Origin of the sequence: Pseudomonas massiliensis, from assembly GCF_000826105.1 — a bacterium.
GTDB lineage: Bacteria > Pseudomonadota > Gammaproteobacteria > Pseudomonadales > Pseudomonadaceae > Aquipseudomonas > Aquipseudomonas massiliensis.
This window is the reverse complement of the sequence record NZ_CCYK01000007.1, coordinates 719,174-739,775: the sequence shown is the minus strand read 5'-3', so window position 1 is coordinate 739,775 and position 20,602 is coordinate 719,174. Positions and strand designations below refer to the sequence as shown.

Here is a 20,602-nt window from a genome sequence, read left to right as displayed (position 1 = left end):
GCACTTTTTCGCGACAGGGCGACATTTGCCGACCATGAGCCAAACCGAACCTCAGCAGCAGGAAGCCGTGTTTCAACTGAAGGGCAGCATGCTCGCCATCACCGTGCTGGAGCTGGCCCGCAACGACCTCGAGGGCCTGGACCGCCAGCTCGCGGCCAAGGTAGCCCAGGCGCCGAACTTCTTCAGCAACACGCCCCTCGTGCTGGCCCTGGACAAGCTCCCGGCCAGTGAAGGCGCCATCGACCTGCCTGGGCTGATGCGGGTGTGCCGCCACCATGGCCTGCGGACCCTGGCCATTCGCGCCGCGCGGATCGAAGACATTGCCGCGGCCATCGCCATCGACCTGCCGGTGCTGCCGCCTTCCACCGCACGGGAGCGGCCGGTCGAGCCGGCCGAGGATCCCAAGCCGGCACCCGCCCCGCCCGTGGTGGAAACCCCACCCCCGGCGCCGGTGCGCCAGCCTACCCGGGTGATCACCACGCCGGTGCGCGGCGGACAACAGATCTACGCCCAGGGCGGCGACCTGATCGTGGTGTCCTCGGTCAGTTCCGGCGCGGAACTTCTGGCCGATGGCAACATCCATGTGTACGGCCCGATGCGCGGCCGTGCCCTGGCGGGCATCAAGGGTGATACCCGAGCGCGCATCTTCTGTCAGCAACTGGGCGCGGAACTGCTGTCCATCGCCGGGCAATACAAGGTCGCCGAGGACCTGCGGCGAGACCCGCTCTGGGGCGCCCCGGTGCAGGTCAGCTTGAGCGCCGATGTGTTGAACATCACTCGTCTTTAACGGATACTGCCGCCATTTTATGCGTAACGAGCCGGCAACCCACGTCGGCCGTGCCTGGCGCCATTCAATAAGCAAACCATCGTCATCTTCACGTTTTCGAGGACGAACAACGTCCTTTTCATTAGGGGTATTGCACCTTGGCCAAGATTCTCGTGGTTACTTCCGGCAAGGGTGGTGTAGGCAAGACCACCACCAGCGCAGCCATTGGCACCGGCCTGGCCTTGCGCGGCCACAAAACCGTCATCGTCGACTTCGACGTGGGCCTGCGTAACCTCGACTTGATCATGGGCTGCGAGCGTCGCGTGGTGTACGACTTCGTCAATGTGGTGAACAACGAGGCCACCCTCAAGCAGGCGCTGATCAAGGACAAGCGCCTGGAAAACCTCTACGTGCTCGCCGCCAGCCAGACCCGCGACAAGGACGCCCTCACCCAGGAAGGCGTCGAAAAGGTACTGACCGAACTCAAGGAAGAATTCGAGTACGTGATCTGCGACTCGCCGGCGGGCATCGAGAAAGGCGCCAGCCTGGCCATGTACTTTGCCGACGAGGCGATCGTGGTCACCAACCCGGAAGTGTCCTCGGTACGCGACTCCGACCGCATGCTTGGCCTGCTGGCCAGCAAGTCGCGGCGCGCCGAGAATGGCGAAGATCCGATCAAGGAACACCTGCTGCTGACCCGCTACAACCCCGAGCGCGTGAGCAAGGGCGAGATGCTGGGTGTCGAAGACGTGGAGGAGATCCTCGCGATCCGCCTGCTGGGCGTGATCCCGGAGTCCCAGGCGGTGCTCAAGGCCTCGAACCAGGGCGTGCCGGTGATCCTCGACGAACAGAGCGATGCCGGCCAGGCCTACAGCGACGCGGTGGATCGCCTGCTGGGCAAGACGGTCGAGCACCGTTTCCTCGACGTGAAGAAGAAAGGCTGGTTCGAGCGCATTTTCGGAGGTCGTGAATGAATATTTTCGACTTCTTTCGTGACCGCAAGAAGGCCAGCACCGCCTCGGTCGCGAAAGAGCGTCTGCAGATCATTGTGGCCCACGAGCGCGGTCAACGCACCACGCCAGACTACCTCCCTGCGCTGCAGAAAGAGCTGGTGGAAGTTATCCGCAAATACGTCAGCATCGACAACGACGACGTTCAGGTTGCCCTTGAAAACCAGGGCAGCTGTTCGATCCTCGAACTGAACATCACCCTTCCCGACCGTTGACCGGGCAGGTGTGAAACGGCGCCACCGAAGCCTGGCCTCGGTGGCGCCGTTCATGTTTTGAAGAGACCTTCCGGCAATGCCCCTTTCCAATGTCCGCATCCTCCATCAGGACCCGGCTTTCCTGGTGATCGACAAACCCACCCTGCTCCTCTCGGTGCCTGGCCGCGCCGAGGACAACAAGGACTGCCTGATCACCCGCCTGCAGGAAAACGGCTATCCCGAAGCCCTGATCGTGCACCGGCTGGACTGGGAAACCTCGGGGATCATCCTGCTGGCGCGTAACCCCGACAGTCATCGGGAATTGTCCCGACAGTTCCATGATCGGGAAACGGAGAAGGCCTACACCGCGCTGTGCTGGGGGCAACCGGCCCTGGACAGTGGCAGCATCGACCTGCCCCTGCGCTACGACCCGCCCACCAAGCCGCGCCATGTGGTCGACCATGAACAGGGCAAGCATGCGCTCACCTTCTGGCGTGTACTGGAACGCCATCCGCACTGGTCGCGGGTAGAGTTGACGCCAGTGACTGGCCGCTCCCATCAGCTTCGCGTACATATGCTGAGCATCGGCCACCCCTTGCTGGGGGATCGGCTCTACGCCCATGAAGCCGCGCTGGCTGCCGCGCCGCGCCTGTGCCTGCACGCCAGCATGCTTGCCTTCAGCCACCCGGTCAGCGGTGAGCGCCTGCGCTTCGAATGCCCCGCGCCTTTCTGATCCGGTCTCAGCCTCACCCTGCAGGACCCTGTGGGACCCAGCGCCAGCTGGGGAACAGGCGTATTCGGCAGCTTCGCTACCTCCTACCGGGGCGGAGCGCCTTTCTGAACCGCTCATGAGCCGGACCCCGTGGGACCCAGCGCCAGCTGGGGAACAGGCGTGTTCGGCAGCTTCGCTACCTCCTACCGGGGCAGAGCGTCTTTCTGAACCGCTCTTGAGCCGGGCCTTGTGGGACCCAGCGCCAGCTGGGAAGGCTCGTTCGGCAGCTTCGCTACCTCCCACCGGGGCAGAGCGCCTTTCTGAACCGCTCATGAGTTGGACCCCGTGGGACCCAGCGCCAGCTGGGGAAGGCTCGTTCGGCAGCTTCGCTACCTCCCACCGGGGCAGAGCGTCTTTCTGAACCGCTCTTGAGCCGGGCCCTGTGGGACTCAGCGCCAGCTGGGGAAGGCTCGTTCGGCAGCTTCGCTACCTCCCACCGGGGCAGAGCGCCTTTCTGAATCGCTCTTGAGCCGGGCCTTGTGGGACCCAGCGCCAGCTGGGGAACAGGCGTATTCGGCAGCTTCGCTACCTCCTACCGGAACAGGCTGGTTCGGCAGCTGGCGCTGGGTCTCACCGCGTTCGCCAGCTTCGCTGGCTCCTACCTGAGGACGATGTGGGTTAGACTCGGGGCATTGCTGCCTGGAGTACCCCAATGCGCGACACGCTCAACCAAGGCCTGATCGATTTCCTCAAGGCCTCGCCTACCCCCTTCCATGCCACCGCCAGCCTGGTTCAACGCCTGGAAGCAGCGGGCTATCGGCGCCTCGATGAACGCGAGCTATGGGCAACAACGCCTGGCGGCCGCTACTACGTCACTCGCAACGACTCCTCTCTGATCGCCATCCGCCTGGGCAAAGCCTCGCCTGTGGCGAACGGCCTGCGCCTGGTCGGCGCCCATACCGACAGCCCCTGCCTGCGGGTCAAGCCACAACCGGAACTGCAACGCCAGGGCTTCCTGCAGCTGGGTGTAGAGGTCTACGGCGGTGCCCTGCTGGCGCCCTGGTTCGACCGCGACCTGTCCCTGGCCGGTCGGGTCACCTTCCGCCAGGATGGCCGGGTCGCCAGCCAGTTGGTGGACTTCCGCATACCGATCGCCGTCATTCCCAACCTGGCGATCCACCTCAACCGAGGCGCCAACGAGGGCTGGCCGATCAATGCCCAGAACGAGCTTCCGCCCATCCTGGCCCAGGTCGACGGCGACGAACGTTTCGACTTCCGTGCCCTGCTCACCGATCAGTTGGCCAAGGAACACGGCGTGACCGCCGACGTGGTGCTGGATTACGAGCTCAGTTTCTATGACACCCAGCCCGCGGCCGTCATCGGCCTGAACCAGGATTTCATCGCCGGGGCGCGCCTGGACAACCTGCTGTCCTGCTTCGCTGGCCTGCAGGCCCTGCTGCGTGCTGAAACCGACGAAACCTGTGTGCTGGTGTGCACCGACCATGAAGAGGTAGGCTCCAGCTCCACCTGCGGCGCCGACGGCCCGCTGCTGGAGCAGACCCTGCAGCGCCTGTTGCCCGAAGGCGACGACTTCGTGCGCGCCATCCAGCGTTCGCTGCTGGTCTCGGCGGACAATGCCCATGGCGTGCACCCCAACTATGCCGACAAGCATGACGGCAACCACGGCCCCAAGCTCAATGCCGGCCCCGTGATCAAGGTCAACAGCAACCAGCGTTACGCCACCAACAGCGAAACAGGCGGTTTCTTCCGCCACCTGTGCATGGCCGAAGAGGTGCCCGTGCAAAGCTTCGTGGTGCGCAGCGACATGGGCTGCGGTTCGACCATCGGGCCGATCACCGCCAGCCGCCTGGGCGTGCCCACCGTGGATATCGGCGTGCCGACCTTCGCCATGCATTCCATTCGCGAGCTGGCCGGCAGTCACGACCTGGCCCATCTGGTCAAGGTACTGGGCGCGTTCTACGCGGCCCAAGCGCTGCTGTGATCGAGGCGGTTTCCAGGCGGGTCCTGACCTGGGCCCGGACCCTGGGTTGGCTAATGGCCTGGTCGCTCGGTTTCTGGCTCTGGCTGGCGCTGCCGGCCCAGGCGGCCCCCTTGCCTGGGCTGCTTGGTGGCAAGAGCGAAGCCCCCGCTCCCACCCTGGACCAATCCCTGGACCAGGTCATCACGGCACTGGAAAACGACCAGCAGCGCGCGCGCCTGCTCAGCGACCTCAAGCAACTTCGGGACGCCAGCCGCAAGACCCAGCCGAGCCAGGAAGAAGGCGTGGTCGGGTTGCTGGGTACCACGGTGCGTACGCTGGAGCAGCAGTTCACTGGCGAGGCCAGTCCTCTCAATCAGTGGCTGGACGAACTGAGCCTGGCCAAGGAAGAACTGAGCGAACGTTTCAGCCGCTTCACCGACCAGGGCGTGGTGCTGCTGGTATTCGCCGCCACCATGCTGGCCTGGGCGCTTATGGCCTATGCGCTGATCTGGCTCAGCCAACGCATGCGCGAACGCTTTGGCCTGCCCGAAGAGCTGCCGCAGCATCCGCGAACGTGGGACCTGCTGCGTTTCGCCCTACGCAAGATCGGCCCCTGGATGGTGGCCCTGGTGCTTACCCTGGGCATCGGCTACGTCATCCCCTCGTCCCTTGGCAAGGATCTGGCGCTGGTGGTGGCCTATGCCCTGGTCGTCGGCACCTGCTTTGCCGCCATCTGTGTCATCGCCTTCTCCCTGCTCGATGGCCCGCATCGTCATCAGGCGCTACATATCCTCCGGCGCCGGGCTTTCCGCCCCATGTGGCTGATCGGCAGCTTCGCCGCCTTTGGCGAAGCCATCAGCGACCCGCGCCTGGTGGCCGGGTTGGGCGTGCATCTGGCCCACAGCGCCGCTGCCCTGGCCAATGTACTGGCCGCGCTCTTCAGCGGCTTGTTCATCCTGCGGTTTCGCCGCCCCATCGCCCATCTGATCTGCAATCAGCCCCTGGAGCGCCGCCTGCATCGGCGCGCCATGACCGATACCCTGGAGGTGCTGGGTACTTACTGGTACCTGCCCGCGCTGGTGCTGGTGGGCGTATCCCTGGTGGCCACCTTCATCTCCGCGGGAGACGCCAGCACCGCGCTGCGCCAGTCCCTGCTGTGCACGGTGCTGCTGGTGGTGTGCATGGTAATCAACGGGCTCATCAGTCGACAGGCGCAGAAACCCAGCCGACGCCCGCGGCGCCAGGAAGCCTACCGCGAGCGGCTCAAGAGCTTCGCTTTCACCCTGGCGCATATCGCGGTGTGGGTCCTGTTCCTGGAGTTGGGCCTGCGGGTCTGGGGGCTGTCGTTCATTCGCTTTACCGAAGGCAGCGGCCATGAGTTCAGTATGCGCCTGCTCGGCCTCACCGGGACGCTGATGTCCGCCTGGCTGGTGTGGATACTGGCCGACACGGCCATCCACCATGGGCTTTCCCGCTCGCGCAAGGGCTTGGCCAATGCCCGCGCGCAAACCATGATGCCGTTGATTCGCAACGTGCTGTTCGTGACCATCTTCGTGATCGCCGGCATCGTCGCCCTGGCCAACATGGGGGTGAACGTCACGCCGCTGCTCGCCGGTGCCGGTGTGATCGGCCTGGCCATCGGTTTCGGCGCCCAGTCACTGGTGGCCGACCTGATCACCGGCCTGTTCATCATCGTCGAGGATTCCCTGGCCATCGACGACTACGTGGACGTGGGCGGTCACCTCGGCACCGTGGAAGGCTTGACCATCCGTACGGTTCGCCTGCGCGACATCGACGGCATCGTGCACACCATCCCCTTCAGCCAGATCAAGAGCATCAAGAACTATTCCCGGGAGTTCGGCTATGCGATTTTCCGGGTGGCCATACCTCACACCATGGATATCGATGACGCGATCAGGCTGATTCGCGACGTGGGACAGAAGATGCACAACGATCCCCTGCTGCGCCGGGACATCTGGTCGCCGCTGGAATTCCAGGGCGTCGAAAGCTTCGAGTCCGGTGCCGCGGTGCTGCGGGCGCGCTTCAAGACGGCGCCACTCAAGCAATGGGAAATCTCCCGAGCCTTCAACCTGTTGCTCAAGCGCACCCTGGACAATGCCGGGCTGGACCTGGCCACGCCACGGCTGAGCGTACAAGTGGTCCACGCCGGCCCGCCAGCCGCGCCTGTTCAAAGCTCCTCGGCGTCGTCCTCGATATCCGGAACATCCTGAGACTCGGCGGCTTGCTCCAGCAGTGCTTCTTCGTATTCACCCATGGCAGTGCTCCAGCTTATCCATTGGCCAGAGCCTGCCAGCAAGGCTTTACGCTCATGTGACAACGCTTGGTCATTGACTGACCGTGGTCACCACGCGGATCGCATCATGCCGCCAGTATTCGAGGTCGCAATCGATTCGCCGGCCCTGACGGTCATGGTTGATCCGAGTAATGCGCAGCCCTGGGCTCCCCCGAGACACCCTCAAGGCACCCGCCGCCTCTGGCGGTAGCGCTGTCGGCAGCAGCTCGAAACGTACCTGCCCATACTCGATGCCGTAGGCCCGGGCATAGAGCTCGGTCAGCGGCTGGCTGAGATCATGGGCCAACAACCCCGGAAAGTACGCCGGGTTAAGGTAATGCTCCACGTACAGCACCAAGCGCCCGTCAATACGTCGAGCCCGACTGATGCGATACACCCGCGCCAGGGGCGCCAGCCCCAGTCGGTCGCAGATGGTCGCTGGCGCGGCCAGCGCCCGGGCACTGATAAGTTCGGTCGCGGGCAGCCTGCCCTGCTGAAGCACCATGGCGTGGAAATGGCTGCGCTCGTTCAGGTCATAGGTCAACCGCGGCGGAGATATGAACCAGCCACGGCGATCCTCACGGTACACCAGGCCCTGGGCTTCCAACTGCAACAGCGCCTCCCGCAAGGTAATGCGCGTGGTCTGGAACAACTCGCTCAGGTTGCGCTCGGCTGGCAACTTTGCGCCGGGCACCAACAGCCCGTGCTCGATCTGTTCCTGCAATGCCGCGCCAATTGCGATGACCGCCCGCGGTGCACTTTCACCCATGCCGATTCCCTGTTGGTCTAGACCAGTGCGTTGAGAGCGCCTGAACGCGACCCTTGTCGATTTCCAAGCCTAGGCTATGCAAATGAACGATAGATGACGATCAATGCCCGGCAAGGCGCATGGGCTGGGCTACGCTTAGGCAACGCAGCGGCGATGGCCGCCTGGACGTACATCAAACTGTCACGCCACGCCACTAGATTGGCTCGGGTATTGCTGAACTAGACCAATCCGCATCCTGAACTCGCCGGAGCAACAGATGAAAAAACAGCCCACGCTCAAAACACTGTTCCTCGCCTCTCTCTTAGGCTCGGCCCTTGCCTTGGGCAATCAGGCCATGGCTGCTGATGACCTGGGAGCCCTGGAGGCCGCCGCTCGCAAGGAAGGTCAGGTCAATAGCGTGGGCATGCCCGATGCCTGGGCCAACTGGAAAGGCACCTGGGCGGACCTGGCCAGCAAATACGGCCTCAAGCACACCGATACGGACATGAGCTCGGCCCAGGAAATCGCCAAGTTCGCCGCGGAAAAAGACAACGCCAGCGCGGACATTGGTGACGTCGGCGCCGCGTTCGGCCCTATCGCCGTCAGCCAGGGCGTGACTCAAGCCTACAAGCCCAGCACCTGGTCGCAGATCCCCGATTGGGCCAAAGACAAGGACGGCCACTGGATGCTGGCCTATACCGGCAGCATTGCGTTCATCATCAACAAGCAGCTGGTCAAGGACGGAGACGCCCCCAAGAGCTGGCATGACCTGGAAAAGGGCAAATACAAGGTCGCCATCGGTGACGTGAGCACCGCAGCCCAGGCCGCCAATGGCGTGCTGGCCGCCGCCATCGCCTACAAGGGTGACGAATCCAACCTGGCGCCCGGCCTGGCACTGTTCACCCAGTTGGCCAAGGACGGCCGCCTGTCCCTGGCCAACCCCACCATCCAGACCCTGGAGAAAGGCGAGGTCGAAGTCGGGGTGGTGTGGGACTTCAACGGCCTGAGCTACCGTGACCAGATCGATCCCAAGCGCTTCGACGTGGTAATTCCTTCGGACGGCTCGGTGATCTCCGGCTATACGACCCTGATCAACAAGTACGCCAAGCACCCGAACGCGGCCAAGCTGGCGCGTGAATACATCCTCAGCGATGCCGGGCAGATCAACCTGGCCAACGGCTACGCCCGGCCCATCCGCGCTGACCAGGTCAAGCTGCCCGCCGAAGTCGCCGCCAAGCTGCTGCCGGCCGAGCAGTACAAGAGCGTGAAGCCCATCGTAAATGCCGCCGCCTGGGAGAAGAGTTCCAAGGCACTGCCGCAGCAGTGGAACGAGCAAGTGATCGTCGAGATGCAATAACCTGTCGGCCGCTGCCCGCAGGGCGGCGGCCATCGGCATACGAGGCCGCGCATGGAACACAAGGTAATTCTGGTCATTCTCGATGGCCTGGCCTACGACGTGGCCGAACACGCGCTGGGCCACCTCCAGGCCTATGTGCAGGCCGGCCGCGCGGCGCTTTACCCGGTTACCTGCGAGCTACCGGCCCTGTCCCGGCCGCTGTACGAATGCATCCTCAGCGGGGTGCCACCCATCGATAGCGGTATCGTGCATAACGGCATCGCTCGGTTGTCCACGCAACAAAGCATGTTCCACCTGGCCAGGGCCGCCGGCCGCTCGACCGCGGCCGCGGCCTACCACTGGGTCAGCGAACTCTATAACCGCAGCCCCTTCGTACCGGCCCGGGATCGCCATACCGATGCTCCTGGCCTGCCCATCCAGCATGGGCATTTCTACTACGCCGATCATTATCCTGATTCCCATTTGTTCGCCGACGCGGAAAGCCTGCGGCTGCGCCACCGTCCGCACCTGCTGCTGGCTCACTCCATGAACATCGACGATGCCGGTCACCGTCATGGCCTGGACAGCAGCCAGTACCGCAATGCCACCCGCGCGGTGGATGGCGTGCTGGCCGACTACCTGGAGGGCTGGCTGGCGGCCGGTTATCAGGTGCTGATCACCGCCGACCATGGCATGAACAATGACCGTTCCCACAACGGCCTGCTGGCTGAAGAACGGCGGGTCCCGCTTTTCACCCTGGGCAATGCCTTCAGCCTGGCTCCGGACGCCGCGCCGCGTCAGACGGAGCTGTGCGGACTGGTGTGCGACCTGCTCGGCGTGCCTCATGACAAGCCTTCCTGCCGGGAGCTGCTGCGATGAGCGACGCGCCCCGGGGCAAATGGCTGGCCGCCCTCTGGGCCCTGCCCTTCGCACTGTTTTTCATTGTGTTCCAGCTGGCGCCCTTGGCCTGGGTCGCAGTGAGCAGCTTGCAAGGGGCCGACGGCTGGGGCCTGGCGAATTTCGCCAAGGCCTTCAATTCGCGCTTCTATCGCCAGGCCATGCAGTTCAGCCTGGAAATCAGCCTGTGGTCCAGCCTGCTTGGCTTGCTCATTGCGGTACTCGGCAGCTATTCGTTGCGCCAGGTTGACTCACGGCTGCGCAATTTCGTCACCGCCTTCGCCAACATGACCAGCAATTTCGCCGGTGTACCGCTGGCCTTCGCGTTCATCATCCTGCTCGGGTTCAACGGCGCCATTACCTTGCTGCTCAAGCAGAGCGGCCTGCTGGAGGACTTCAACCTGTACTCCAAGACAGGGCTGATCGTGGTGTACACCTATTTTCAAGTGCCTCTTGGCGTACTGCTGCTCTACCCGGCATTCGACGCCCTGCGCGACGACTGGCGCGACGCTGCCGCCCTGCTGGGCGCCAGCACCTGGCAATACTGGCGACGCGTCGCCTTGCCCGTGCTGATGCCGGCGCTGCTCGGTACCTTCGTGATTCTTCTGGCCAACGCACTGGGGGCCTATGCCACGGTGTACGCGCTGACCACGGGCAATTTCAATGTGCTGCCGATCCGGATCGCCGCCATGGTCGCCGGCGATATCTCCCTGGACCCGAACCTGGCCAGCGCCCTGGCCATGATCCTGGTAGCGATGATGGCGCTGGTGACCCTGATCCACCAATGGATACTGCGCAGGAGCTATCATGGCCGCCGCTGACCGTGCCCCCGCCCGCCTGTATCACCGGGTGGTGGTCTGGCTACTGTTTCTCATCCTGCTGTTGCCGCTGGCCGGCACCCTGCTCTACTCCGTGGCCACCAGCTGGTCCGCAACGCTGCTGCCCAGCGGCCTGACCTTCAAGTGGTACCTGGCCCTATGGACGGATCCGCGCTTTCTTGCCGCCTTTGGCCATTCCCTGATCATCTGCGTGGGCGCCCTGGCGCTGGCCGTGGTGCTGATCCTGCCGCTGCTGTTCGTGGTGCATTACCATTTCCCGCGTCTGGACGGGCTCATGAACATCCTGATCCTGCTGCCCTTCGCGGTGCCGCCGGTGGTGTCGTCCGTGGGCTTGCTTCAGCTGTACGGCTCCGGCCCCCTGGCCATGACCGGCACGCCCTGGATATTGATCGGCTGCTACTTCACCGTGGCGCTGCCCTTCATGTACCGGGCCATCACCAACAACCTGCAGGCCATCAACCTGCGCGACCTGATGGATGCCGCCCAACTGCTCGGCGCCAGCCCCTGGCAAGCGGCATGGCGGGTGGTGCTGCCCAATCTGCGCAAGGGCCTGATGGTGGCCATGTTGCTATCATTTTCCTTTCTCTTCGGGGAGTTCGTGTTCGCCAACCTGCTGGTGGGTACCCAGTACGAAACCCTTCAGGTGTACCTGAACAACATGCGCAACAGCAGCGGCCACTTCAACAGCGCCCTGGTGATTTCCTATTTCCTCTTCGTGCTGGTGATGACCTGGATCGCCACGCGACTGAACAAGGACACGCCCTAGATGAGCTACGTCACCGTTCGTGGGCTACGCAAGACCTACGGCGCCACCACGATTTTCAGCGATATCGACTTCGATATTGCCCAAGGGGAATTCGTGACCCTGCTGGGGCCTTCCGGCTGCGGCAAATCCACTTTGCTGCGCTGTATCGCCGGCCTGACTGGCGTGGACGGCGGGCAGATCCTCCTTGCCGGGGAAAACCTGGTGCCCTTGGCGCCCCAGAAGCGAGACATCGGCATGGTGTTCCAGAGCTATGCGCTCTTCCCCAACATGACCGTGGAGCAGAACGTGGCCTTCGGCCTGAGCATGCGCAAAGTCTCCCCAGCCGATAGCCGCGAGCGGGTGCGTGAGGCGCTGCACATGGTCGAGCTGGACACCTTCGCCAGCCGCTACCCTCACCAGCTGTCCGGCGGCCAGTGCCAGCGCGTAGCCCTGGCCCGTTCCCTGGTAACGCGCCCGCGCCTGTTGCTGCTGGACGAACCCCTGTCCGCCCTGGACGCACGCATCCGCAAGCATCTGCGCGAGCAGATACGCACGATCCAGCAGGCCTTGGGCCTGACTACGGTATTCGTGACTCACGACCAGGAAGAAGCCCTGACACTCTCGGATCGGATCTTTCTGATGAACAAAGGTCAGATCGTGCAGAGCGGCGATGCACAGAACCTTTACACCGCGCCGATCAACGCCTTCGCCGCCGGATTCATCGGTAACTACAACGTGCTCGATGCCGCCAGCGCGAGCCGTCTGTTGCAGCGGGAACTGACCCAGGCCCAGGCGATTCGTCCGGAGGCCATCGAACTGGCTGCCGAACCCGACGGCGAGGGTGAGATCCTCAGCCACAGCCTGCTGGGCAATGTCATCCGCTACCGCGTCCGCGCGCAGGGCGTGGAGGTGGTGGTGGACGTGCTCAACCGCTGCGCCGAGGACCTGCACCCCAACGGCACCCGCGTCCGCCTGCGCATCGCGCCATCGGCAGTGCGCGAGGTGGCTTGAGTATCCACGCAAGAAGGATTCATTCATGGCATTGGCCATTTTCGACCTGGACGACACCCTTATCGACGGCGATTGCGCCTCGCTCTGGAGCGAGCAAATGGCTCGCCTGGGCTGGGTCGACCCGGAAAGCTTCATCCGCCGCGATCATGACCTCATGGCCGCCTACAGCCGCGGCGAGCTGGCCATGGAAACGTACATGGCCTTTACCCTGGAGCCCCTGATTGGCCGCACCCAAGAGGAGGTCGATCACCTGGTGGAACCCTGGGTGGAAGACGTCATCGAGCCCCTGATCTTCAGCGATGCCACCCGCTGCATCGCTCGGCACCGCGCCGCCGGCGACCGCTTGTTGGTCATCTCCGCCTCCGGGGTGCACCTGGTCAAGCCCATCGCGGAACGTATTGGTATCGACGAGGTACTGGCCATCGACCTGGAACTGGCCCATGGCATCTACAGTGGGCGTACCGAAGGCACCCTGACCTACCGCGAAGGCAAGGTCAGCCGGCTGCGCCAATGGCTACAGGCCGAGGGTGAAAGCCTGGAAGGCGCGGCCTTCTATTCGGACTCGCGCAATGATCTGCCGCTGCTGGAACAGGTAAGCCGGCCCCATGCGGTCAACCCCGACCCGGTTCTGCGCGCACATGCCGAGCGCCTGGGCTGGCCTGTGTTGCAGTGGCGATAAGCCTGTCCCTGTGGAGGTAGCGCCAGCTGCCGAATGGCCGTTCTTTGAAAGGGCCGTTCCCCAGCTGCGCTGGGTCCCACAGGATGTTGCAATAGGGTTCAGCAGGCGGTTTGAGCCTGAGAACCCACCCGGTGGGAGGTAGCGTCAGCTGCCGAATAGGCGGACTCTTCAAGGGCCGTTCCCCAGCTGCGCTGGGTCCCACAGGATGTTGCAATAGTGTTCAGCATGCGGTTTGAGCCTGAAAACCCACCCCGGTGGGAGGTAGCGCCAGCTGCCGAATAGGCGGACTCTTCAAGGCCCATTCCCCAGCTGCGCTGGGTCCCACAGGATGTTGCAATAGTGTTCAGCATGCGGTTTGAGCCTGAAAACCCACCCCGGTGGGAGGTAGCGCCAGCTGCCGAATAGGCGGACTCTTCAAGGGCCGTTCCCCAACTGGCGCTGGGTCCCACAGGATGTTGCAATAGTGTTCAGCATGCGGTTTGAGCCTGAAAACCCACCCCGGTGGGAGGTAGCGCCAGCTGCCGAATGGCCGTTCTTTGAAAGGGCCGTTTCCCAGCTGCGCTGGGTCCCACAGGAGCCTGCAGGCAGGCCTACTTTCCCTGGTGGTTGCGTTGGTAGGTCGCCTCGCCCATGGCGGCGATCTGGCCGTCTATCAGCGCGTCGAACGGCTTTAGTAGTTCTTGGTAGCTGCTTTCGGGTTCAAGGGTTTCCAGGGCCTGGACAATGGCTTCCACGGTGGACAGCGCATCGGGCCCTGGCGCCTTGCGCAGGCGGTAACGGGACGGCCCAACCGGAGCCAGGGAGACTCGTGGCAGAGCCGCCAGGGCGGGATTCAGGTGCAGCAGCTTGCGGGCCTTGCGCCAGGTGCCGTCGAGCACGATCAACTGCATGGGCTGCTCCGCGCCGGCTGGTAGAAGCTGCGAGCCTTCACCAGGAAAGAGCACGCAAGCCTGGCCGGGGTAGGCTTCCCAGAGTGCCGGTGCCACCTGTTCGGTAACCGCCAGTTGACTGTTGGGCAGCCCCAGGTGGGCCAGGCGCGCGGTATTGAGCGCGTGATCAGCTTCGCTCGGGTGCTGCAGGATAAGCACACGGGTGCGGCTGGGCAGGCGAGGGATCAGCGCGCAAAGGCAATGGCCTTCGGGGCGCAGGCAACGAGAGCAACGGGGGCGGGACATGGAAGAATCCGTAAAGGCACGCCGCCCCCCTAGGGTCAGCGGCTGAAACGTTCTGCCAGGCCGTGAAGATAATCGGCCATGCGCTGCAACTCATGACTGATTTCGGCACCCTCCCGGGCCTGGCCGGCGCTATGGTCGCACAATTGAGCGATGCGAGTGATCTGTCGGTTGATGTCTTCGACCACGTGAGTCTGTTGTTCGGAAGCGGTCGCCATCTGCTGGCTCATCTGGGTAATGCTTGCCACCGCCTGGGAGATGCCGTCCAGCGCGCCCTGTACCGCTTCGACCCGGCTTCGGCTGCTCTGGGAAATCTGCGTCCCGCGGCCGGCCGTCTGTACCGCGCGTTCGGCCCCGGCCTGCAACGAAGCGATGATCTGGTGGATCTGCTCGGTGGACGTGCGCGTACGCATGGCCAGTGAGCGCACTTCATCGGCGACCACGGCGAAGCCCCGGCCCTGCTCCCCGGCGCGGGCTGCCTCGATGGCGGCGTTGAGGGCCAGCAGGTTGGTTTGCTCGGCGATGGCGGTGATCACGTCGGCCACGCTACCGATCGATTGCGTCTGTTCAGCCAAGGCATTTACCGCCTGGCCGATGTCCGCCACCGCGCCGCTCATTTCCTCCATGGCCACCAGGCTCTGGCGCGCCAGCTCACCGCCTTCGCTGGCCAAGCGATTAGCATCTTCGGCGGCACCCGCGGTGAGTTGTACGTTCTGGGTCACTTCCTGAATGGTCGCGGCCATCTGCGCCACCGCCGTGGCCGATTGATCGGTCTCGCTGCGCTGGCGCTCCAGGCTCGAGGCCTGGTCCTCGGACAAGGCCGAGGCTTCACCTGCCCGGTTCCTCACTTGTGAACCGGTATCCACCAAGCGCGTCAGGGCCGTTTGCAAGCGGGCCTCCTCGCTGACCATGGCCAGGTCGAGCTGAGCCTGCAGCCCGGCGTTATCGCTGTAGGTCAAGGCTACCAAGGGGCTAGTGAAGGCCTTGGGGTGTTGCGCCAGGGTTTTGCGAATGGCCTGGCGCTGCGCCGCTTCGCTCGCGACGTAGGCTACCGCGGTCGCTATCAGGACGGCTACCAGCGCAGCCGTGGGTGTCAGCCAGGCCCACCCTGCCAGGGCCACCGCCGCTACCAGAGCGAACGGCCAGGCGCGCGCGGCCAGGTGCCGCATTCGGGTCGCCGGGGCGACGGCCCCCTTGTCGGCGGACAGCCTGGCATAAAGGGTCGAGGCCCGACGCACCTGTTCCGGGGTGGGCAGGAACCGTACCGACTCGAAGCCCGCCATGCGGCCATTCTCGTAGATGGGCGTTACATAGGCACTGACCCAATAGAAATCGCCATTCTTGGCGCGGTTCTTCACGATCCCCATCCAGGGCTTGCCTTGCTTGAGGGTGTCCCACATGTGACCGAAGACAGACGCTGGCATGTCCGGGTGCCGCACCAGGTTGTGAGGCTGGCCTATCAGCTCTTCACGGGTAAAACCGCTGATGGCTACGAAGGCGTCGTTACAGTAGGTGATCCGGCTATCCAGGTCAGTGGTGGAAATCAACCGTTCTTCGGCGGCAAAGGTTCGTTCACGGTCAGTCACTGGCAGGTTCGAGCGCATGGAGGCGTCCTTGGCAGGTCGAGCAATGTTCTTCTGATGCTTTAAAGCTAGCAGAGGTTTTCTTGAGCGGATCACGGATCCACATTGCTCGTTCTGTCGGCGTGACGGCCAGGATCTTGAGCCTGGCTCAGGTTCAGGTCACCGGGCCAGCAACTGGCTCTTCAAGAGGTCGCGGAAGGTCTGGATCAATGGCTCACGGGTACGCCCCCGGCGCAGGATCAGCGAAAACGGCGCCTGGTAGCCGAAGGTAGCCGGTGACAGCACCCGCAAGTCGCCCTTGTCTGCCCAAGGCTGGGCAAAGTGTTCCGGCAGGTACCCAATATAGGCACCTGACAACACCAGAATCAGCTGAGCCTCCATGCTATCCACCGTGGCGGCGCTGTGCTTGAAACCGTGACGGGCAAGCTCTGCCTGGCTCCAGTAGCCGCGGCCGACCATGCGTTGCTGGGTAATCACCTGCTCGGGAATCCGGCGCTCGGCAAACAGGGGATGACGATTGCTGCAATACAGCCAGTGCTGCTCACGGTACAGCGGTTGGTACACCAGCCCGCTCATGCGGGTGGAGAAGGCGCCGATGGCCAGGTCCAGGCGATTGTCCTGCACGCCCAGTTGCAGCTCGTAGGGGCTTTGCACGGCCAGGTGAATATGCACCGCCGGATGTTCCCGACTATAGGCGCCGATAGCCTCGGCGAAAGGCAACTGGCGGTCGCCCACGGTGGAGTCGATGACGCCGAGGTTAAGAGTTCCTCGCAACTCGCCCTTGAGCGCGGCGGCATAGCGTTCGAACCCCTCCATTTCCGCAAGCAGCCGCTGCGCCTCCTGGTAGAACAGCTCACCCTTGCTGGTCAGGTGGAAGCCGCCCCGGCCGCGATGACACAAGACAATGCCCAACGCTGTCTCCAGTTGGCTCATGTAGGTACTGATGGCCGAGGTCGAGAGATTCAGGGCTTGCTGGGCGTTGGCGAATCCTTGGTGTTGAACCACGCAGGTGAAGATACGCAGCAGCTTGAGATCGGGAAAGGCGTTGGCCATGGCGTGTTCGATATCCACGAGATGCGATAAATATCAGCATGCCATTACTTCAGAAATATCTGAACTGAGTTTTTTCTTGTCGAGATTCTTCCGCCCTGCCGGCTTGCGCAGACTCCAGCCATCCCTGCGTTATGGAATGAGGCTCATCGTGGACAAGATTCTCCACCAACCCTTGGGCGGCAATGAAATGCCGCGTTTCGGCGGCATCGCCACCATGCTGCGCCTGCCTCACCTGGCCTCGCCGGCCGGGTTGGACGCCGCCTTCGTAGGCGTGCCCCTGGACATCGGCACCTCGCTGCGCTCGGGTACGCGGTTTGGCCCGCGGGAAATCCGCGCCGAGTCTGTGATGATCCGCCCCTACAACATGGCTACAGGGGCGGCGCCCTTCGATTCGCTGTCGGTGGCGGACATTGGCGACGTGGCGATCAACACGTTCAACCTGCACGAGGCCGTACGGATCATCGAGCAGGCCTACGATGGAATCCTTGAGCACAATGTAAAGCCCTTGACCCTGGGCGGTGACCACACCATCACCTTGCCCATCCTGCGCGCCATCCACAAAAAGCACGGCAAGGTGGGCCTGGTGCATGTGGATGCCCACGCGGACGTCAACGACCATATGTTCGGCGAGAAGATCGCCCACGGCACCACCTTCCGCCGGGCCGTGGAAGAAGGCCTGCTCGACTGCGACCGGGTGGTGCAGATTGGCTTGCGTGCCCAGGGGTACACCGCCGACGACTTCAATTGGAGCCGCCGTCAGGGCTTTCGCGTGGTACAGGCCGAAGAGTGCTGGCACCGCTCGCTGACGCCCTTGATGGAAGAGGTACGCGCGAAGGTCGGCGGTGGTCCGGTGTACCTGAGCTTCGACATCGATGGCATCGACCCGGCCTGGGCACCGGGTACCGGTACGCCCGAAGTCGGCGGCCTGACCACCATCCAGGCGCTGGAGATCATCCGTGGCTGCCAAGGGTTGGACCTGGTGGGTGCAGACCTGGTGGAAGTGTCCCCGCCTTATGACACCACGGGCAACACCTCGCTGCTGGGCGCGAACCTGCTGTACGAGATGCTGTGCGTGCTGCCGGGCGTGGCGCGCCGCTGAAACCGCGGCTTCAAGCTCCAAGCTTCATGGACATACGTTAGGGCCAACACATAAAACTACAATGGCGCACGAAGAGCTCGCAGCTCGCCGTGCCGGGAGCCGACCATGGATAACAACAAAAGCAATTCCAGCCTGGGCCTGATCGAGACACACGGGGTCGAACAGATCCCTGACCAGGATCGCACCGCTACTCCCCTGGACCTGTTCCGGATGATCTTCGGCGGTGCCAATACTTTTTCCACCGCCGTCCTGGGGAGTTTCCCGGTATTGTTCGGCTTGTCCTTCCAGGCCGGGGCTCTGGCGATCATCGCCGGTGTGCTGGTAGGCGCGTCGATTCTTGCGCCCATGGGGCTTTTCGGGCCTATCAACGGCACCAACAACGCGGTGTCGTCCGGTGCCCACTTTGGCGTACATGGCCGCATCGTCGGCTCCTTTCTGTCATTGCTCACCGCTATCGCCTTCTTTTCCATCTCGGTCTGGAGCTCCGGCGACGCCTTGGTAGGCGGTGCTCACCGGCTGTTTGGCCTGCCTGAAAGCGACCTCACCCTGGGCCTGGCCTATGGGCTGTTCGCGGTGCTCGTGCTCACCGTCTGCATCTATGGCTTCCGCTTCCTCCTTTGGGTGAGCAAGATCGCCGTATGGAGCGCCAGCGTGCTCTTCGTGCTGGGCCTGTTCGCCTTCGCGGGGCCCTTCGACGCTCACTATGCCGGTACCGTCGCACAGGGGCAGGAAGGGTTCTGGGCCGCATTCATCGGCGCTGCCCTGGTGGCGATGAGCAACCCGATTTCCTTCGGCGCGTTCCTGGGCGACTGGTCACGCTATATTCCACGCACGGCCCAGCGCTCGCATATCCTGGGCGCGGTAGTGCTGGCCCAGTGCGCCACCTTGCTGCCGTTCTTCTTCGGGCTGGTTACCGCGACCATAGTCGCGGTGCAGGCGCCACAGTACATCGCCGCCAACAACTATGTAGGCGGGCTGCTGGCCATCGCTCCCGCATGGTACTTCCTGCCGGTATGCCTGCTGGCGGTGATCGGCGGCATGTCCACCGGCACCACTTCGCTCTATGGCACAGGGCTGGACATGTCCAGCGTGTTCCCCCGCCTGCTCAGTCGGGTCAAGGCAACCCTTCTGATTGGCCTGGCGTCCATCGCCTTCATCTTCATCGGCCGCTTCGCCGCCAACCTGGTGCAAAGCGTGTCCACCTTCGCCGTGCTCATCATCACCTGTACCACGCCCTGGATGGTGATCATGCTCATCGGTCTGGTCACACGACGCGGCTGGTACTGCCCGGATGACCTTCAGGTATTCACCCGTGGCCAGCGGGGCGGCCGCTACTGGTTCCACCATGGCTGGAACTGGCGTGGCATGGGCGCATGGATTCCCAGCGCGCTGGTCGGGCTGTGCTTTGTCAATCTGCCGGGACAGTTCGTGGGGATACTGGGTGAACTGGCAGGGGGTATCGATATCAGCCTGCCGGTGACCCTGGGGTTGGCGGCCGTGCTGTACCTGGCCCTGCTCAGGGCATTCCCGGAACCTGAAGCCGTCTATGGGCCGGGCACCGAAGGCCCGGTTGGCCTGGGTAAACTTGCAGGTGCCGGCGCGCTCTAGGAGGCAGCGAAGCTGGTGAATTCTCTACCGAGCCTTTCGTTAACGGTCGTTAGCGCTCACACCTGTGCCGGCCCGAGATCTGTCAGCGCCGCTTGCGCTTATCGTCCACGGGAATGGGTACCGGTTGCATGGGCGGAACGAGGCCCAGCGCGACTGCCAGGTCGTGCAGCCAGTTGAAGAGTTTGCCTTGCATCACACGCCCCCTTGGGCCTAGCCCGATACGGCGACTACTCGTGCCGTTACTGTGCAGATGATAAGCCCGGGAAGCGTATCGCGCATTGTCCTCGCTGCGACCTAAGGTCGCAGCCTGCGCCTGTTCCGTCCGGAGCCTCGCGGTAAACGCCCGGGCCTGGAATGGCCCGCTACCTTTACCTTATCGGCCGCGCTGGGCGGGACTGAAGGGCAACGACTCTATAACGCCCTGGCTGTACATGGATGACTGATACCGCCCTGCAGAGGTTCCGGCCGCGTCCTTCAGGGCGCGACCTGCGGTTTGGCGGCCAGCTCCACGAAGGTGAGCGGGTCAAGGGCATCTTCCTGGGCATCGAGCACGTCCCTGGGGTGCTCGCTGTCTGGAATGCTGCTGTCGAGCAAGGCCAGCAGGCGCGCGCCATTGGCGGTCAACTGGTAACCCGAGGCAGGTTCACCCTGGATGAAGCCACGCTCACGCAGCAGGCCTTCGTAACGGGCGGCGTCGGCCTTGAGGGTCTCGACCGGCACCGGCGTGGCGCCTTCGGCGGCCTGGGTGACCGCCAGCTCCTCGGCGTGCCCGGCGCTGTCGAAGGCTTGTCCAGCCGTGGTCTGTACCTTGTGCAACAAACGTTCGATCAAATCCCAGTTATAGGTCGGCATGGCGCACTCCAGGAATGAGAGAGG

Annotated in this window: 21 protein-coding genes and 1 pseudogene; 14 read left to right on the top strand and 8 right to left on the bottom strand. The window is 63.7% G+C overall.

The features are described 5' to 3' along the window. Positions 1 to 34: 34 nt before the first annotated feature. The 6 genes from minC (at position 35) to BN1188_RS14235 (ending at position 6,894) form a co-directional block, all read left to right on the top strand. Positions 35 to 787: a septum site-determining protein MinC gene (gene minC / locus BN1188_RS14260; protein WP_040262111.1), complete on the top strand. Its 753-nt coding sequence runs from the start codon at positions 35 to 37 to the stop codon at positions 785 to 787. Between the two features lie 137 nt (positions 788 to 924). After that, entirely contained in the window at positions 925 to 1,740 is an 816-nt protein-coding gene (minD, locus tag BN1188_RS14255) for a septum site-determining protein MinD (RefSeq protein WP_040262110.1), read from the top strand. Further along, positions 1,737 to 1,991 carry a cell division topological specificity factor MinE gene (gene minE, locus BN1188_RS14250; RefSeq protein ID WP_040262109.1) on the top strand — a complete coding sequence of 85 codons (255 nt, stop codon included), beginning with the start codon at positions 1,737 to 1,739 and terminating at the stop codon, positions 1,989 to 1,991. The genes minD and minE overlap by 4 nt, the downstream gene beginning before the upstream one ends. A 76-nt stretch (positions 1,992 to 2,067) precedes the next feature. Beyond that, a complete protein-coding gene (locus tag BN1188_RS14245) occupies positions 2,068 to 2,703 on the top strand; it encodes an RluA family pseudouridine synthase (RefSeq protein WP_040262108.1) in 636 nt (211 codons plus the stop codon). 691 nt (positions 2,704 to 3,394) lie between these two features. Then, entirely contained in the window at positions 3,395 to 4,684 is a 1,290-nt protein-coding gene (locus BN1188_RS14240; protein WP_040262107.1) for a M18 family aminopeptidase, read from the top strand. 53 nt (positions 4,685 to 4,737) lie between these two features. Next, positions 4,738 to 6,894, top strand: coding sequence for a mechanosensitive ion channel family protein (locus tag BN1188_RS14235; protein ID WP_040263972.1), 2,157 nt, complete (start codon positions 4,738 to 4,740; stop codon positions 6,892 to 6,894). Here BN1188_RS14235 and BN1188_RS21615 read toward each other — a convergent pair. After that, entirely contained in the window at positions 6,852 to 7,001 is a 150-nt protein-coding gene (locus BN1188_RS21615) for a hypothetical protein (RefSeq protein ID WP_157395815.1), read from the bottom strand. The genes BN1188_RS14235 and BN1188_RS21615 overlap by 43 nt on opposite strands. Before the next feature lie 7 nt (positions 7,002 to 7,008). Then, the gene (locus tag BN1188_RS14230) at positions 7,009 to 7,725 is read right to left on the bottom strand and encodes a UTRA domain-containing protein (protein ID WP_040262106.1); all 717 of its coding nucleotides are present in this window, start codon (positions 7,723 to 7,725) and stop codon (positions 7,009 to 7,011) included. A gap of 256 nt (positions 7,726 to 7,981) precedes the next feature. Between BN1188_RS14230 and BN1188_RS14225 the strand changes: the two genes are divergently transcribed. From BN1188_RS14225 to BN1188_RS14200, 6 genes are read left to right on the top strand one after another with little or no spacing between them, the layout of a single operon-like run. Then, positions 7,982 to 9,061 (top strand): ABC transporter substrate-binding protein, encoded by a 1,080-nt coding sequence (locus BN1188_RS14225; protein WP_040262105.1) that lies wholly within the window; start codon positions 7,982 to 7,984, stop codon positions 9,059 to 9,061. Between the two features lie 51 nt (positions 9,062 to 9,112). Then, the gene (locus BN1188_RS14220; protein ID WP_040262104.1) at positions 9,113 to 9,919 is read left to right on the top strand and encodes an alkaline phosphatase family protein; all 807 of its coding nucleotides are present in this window, start codon (positions 9,113 to 9,115) and stop codon (positions 9,917 to 9,919) included. Beyond that, positions 9,916 to 10,758 carry an ABC transporter permease gene (locus BN1188_RS14215; RefSeq protein WP_040262103.1) on the top strand — a complete coding sequence of 281 codons (843 nt, stop codon included), beginning with the start codon at positions 9,916 to 9,918 and terminating at the stop codon, positions 10,756 to 10,758. Before BN1188_RS14220 ends, BN1188_RS14215 begins: the two co-directional genes overlap by 4 nt. Further along, positions 10,745 to 11,542: an ABC transporter permease gene (locus BN1188_RS14210; RefSeq protein WP_040262102.1), complete on the top strand. Its 798-nt coding sequence runs from the start codon at positions 10,745 to 10,747 to the stop codon at positions 11,540 to 11,542. The genes BN1188_RS14215 and BN1188_RS14210 overlap by 14 nt, the downstream gene beginning before the upstream one ends. Continuing rightward, positions 11,543 to 12,532 (top strand): ABC transporter ATP-binding protein, encoded by a 990-nt coding sequence (locus BN1188_RS14205; protein ID WP_040262101.1) that lies wholly within the window; start codon positions 11,543 to 11,545, stop codon positions 12,530 to 12,532. 25 nt (positions 12,533 to 12,557) lie between these two features. Next, positions 12,558 to 13,211: an HAD family hydrolase gene (locus BN1188_RS14200; protein WP_040262100.1), complete on the top strand. Its 654-nt coding sequence runs from the start codon at positions 12,558 to 12,560 to the stop codon at positions 13,209 to 13,211. A gap of 590 nt (positions 13,212 to 13,801) precedes the next feature. On the opposite strand, the gene BN1188_RS14195 is transcribed toward BN1188_RS14200, so the two are convergent. The 4 genes and pseudogenes from BN1188_RS14195 to BN1188_RS14185 form a co-directional block, all read right to left on the bottom strand. Continuing rightward, complete coding sequence (locus tag BN1188_RS14195; protein WP_040262099.1) at positions 13,802 to 14,386, bottom strand: tRNA-uridine aminocarboxypropyltransferase; 585 nt, start codon at positions 14,384 to 14,386, stop codon at positions 13,802 to 13,804. Between the two features lie 35 nt (positions 14,387 to 14,421). Beyond that, positions 14,422 to 15,552, bottom strand: coding sequence for a methyl-accepting chemotaxis protein (locus tag BN1188_RS14190; RefSeq protein ID WP_408633624.1), 1,131 nt, complete (start codon positions 15,550 to 15,552; stop codon positions 14,422 to 14,424). 156 nt (positions 15,553 to 15,708) lie between these two features. Further along, positions 15,709 to 15,987 (bottom strand): annotated as a pseudogene (locus tag BN1188_RS22325) (PAS domain-containing protein); the annotation flags it as partial. Positions 15,988 to 16,125: 138 nt separating this feature from the next. Then, a complete protein-coding gene (locus BN1188_RS14185; RefSeq protein ID WP_040262097.1) occupies positions 16,126 to 17,019 on the bottom strand; it encodes a LysR family transcriptional regulator in 894 nt (297 codons plus the stop codon). Positions 17,020 to 17,167: 148 nt separating this feature from the next. On the opposite strand from BN1188_RS14185, the gene speB reads away from it, so the two are divergent. Together speB and BN1188_RS14175 are read left to right on the top strand one after the other, a co-directional pair. Further along, on the top strand, positions 17,168 to 18,118 hold the full coding sequence (gene speB / locus BN1188_RS14180; RefSeq protein ID WP_040262096.1) for an agmatinase: 951 nt from the start codon (positions 17,168 to 17,170) through the stop codon (positions 18,116 to 18,118). A gap of 105 nt (positions 18,119 to 18,223) precedes the next feature. Then, the gene (locus BN1188_RS14175; RefSeq protein WP_052469282.1) at positions 18,224 to 19,726 is read left to right on the top strand and encodes a purine-cytosine permease family protein; all 1,503 of its coding nucleotides are present in this window, start codon (positions 18,224 to 18,226) and stop codon (positions 19,724 to 19,726) included. A gap of 82 nt (positions 19,727 to 19,808) precedes the next feature. On the opposite strand, the gene BN1188_RS22185 is transcribed toward BN1188_RS14175, so the two are convergent. Continuing rightward, positions 19,809 to 19,919: a PA1414 family protein gene (locus BN1188_RS22185; protein WP_325062743.1), complete on the bottom strand. Its 111-nt coding sequence runs from the start codon at positions 19,917 to 19,919 to the stop codon at positions 19,809 to 19,811. A 281-nt stretch (positions 19,920 to 20,200) separates the two neighbouring features. Then, positions 20,201 to 20,578 (bottom strand): hypothetical protein, encoded by a 378-nt coding sequence (locus BN1188_RS14170; RefSeq protein WP_040262095.1) that lies wholly within the window; start codon positions 20,576 to 20,578, stop codon positions 20,201 to 20,203. Positions 20,579 to 20,602: the final 24 nt, after the last annotated feature.

Excerpts from the sequence above, each read along its gene's own strand:
- BN1188_RS14170 (WP_040262095.1), bottom strand. The coding sequence starts at position 20,578 with ATGCCGACCTATAACTGGGATTTGATCGAACGTTTGTTGCACAAGGTA.
- BN1188_RS14210 (WP_040262102.1), top strand. The coding sequence starts at position 10,745 with ATGGCCGCCGCTGACCGTGCCCCCGCCCGCCTGTATCACCGGGTGGTG.
- BN1188_RS14245 (WP_040262108.1), top strand. The coding sequence starts at position 2,068 with ATGCCCCTTTCCAATGTCCGCATCCTCCATCAGGACCCGGCTTTCCTG.
- BN1188_RS14240 (WP_040262107.1), top strand. The coding sequence starts at position 3,395 with ATGCGCGACACGCTCAACCAAGGCCTGATCGATTTCCTCAAGGCCTCG.
- BN1188_RS14220 (WP_040262104.1), top strand. The coding sequence starts at position 9,113 with ATGGAACACAAGGTAATTCTGGTCATTCTCGATGGCCTGGCCTACGAC.
- BN1188_RS14235 (WP_040263972.1), top strand. The coding sequence starts at position 4,738 with ATGGCCTGGTCGCTCGGTTTCTGGCTCTGGCTGGCGCTGCCGGCCCAG.
- BN1188_RS14185 (WP_040262097.1), bottom strand. The coding sequence starts at position 17,019 with ATGGCCAACGCCTTTCCCGATCTCAAGCTGCTGCGTATCTTCACCTGC.
- BN1188_RS14225 (WP_040262105.1), top strand. The coding sequence starts at position 7,982 with ATGAAAAAACAGCCCACGCTCAAAACACTGTTCCTCGCCTCTCTCTTA.
- BN1188_RS14195 (WP_040262099.1), bottom strand. The coding sequence starts at position 14,386 with ATGTCCCGCCCCCGTTGCTCTCGTTGCCTGCGCCCCGAAGGCCATTGC.
- minE (WP_040262109.1), top strand. The coding sequence starts at position 1,737 with ATGAATATTTTCGACTTCTTTCGTGACCGCAAGAAGGCCAGCACCGCC.
- BN1188_RS14230 (WP_040262106.1), bottom strand. The coding sequence starts at position 7,725 with ATGGGTGAAAGTGCACCGCGGGCGGTCATCGCAATTGGCGCGGCATTG.
- BN1188_RS14175 (WP_052469282.1), top strand. The coding sequence starts at position 18,224 with ATGGATAACAACAAAAGCAATTCCAGCCTGGGCCTGATCGAGACACAC.
- BN1188_RS14215 (WP_040262103.1), top strand. The coding sequence starts at position 9,916 with ATGAGCGACGCGCCCCGGGGCAAATGGCTGGCCGCCCTCTGGGCCCTG.
- BN1188_RS14190 (WP_408633624.1), bottom strand. The coding sequence starts at position 15,552 with ATGCGGCACCTGGCCGCGCGCGCCTGGCCGTTCGCTCTGGTAGCGGCG.
- BN1188_RS22185 (WP_325062743.1), bottom strand. The coding sequence starts at position 19,919 with ATGCAAGGCAAACTCTTCAACTGGCTGCACGACCTGGCAGTCGCGCTG.
- minC (WP_040262111.1), top strand. The coding sequence starts at position 35 with ATGAGCCAAACCGAACCTCAGCAGCAGGAAGCCGTGTTTCAACTGAAG.
- BN1188_RS14205 (WP_040262101.1), top strand. The coding sequence starts at position 11,543 with ATGAGCTACGTCACCGTTCGTGGGCTACGCAAGACCTACGGCGCCACC.
- BN1188_RS14200 (WP_040262100.1), top strand. The coding sequence starts at position 12,558 with ATGGCATTGGCCATTTTCGACCTGGACGACACCCTTATCGACGGCGAT.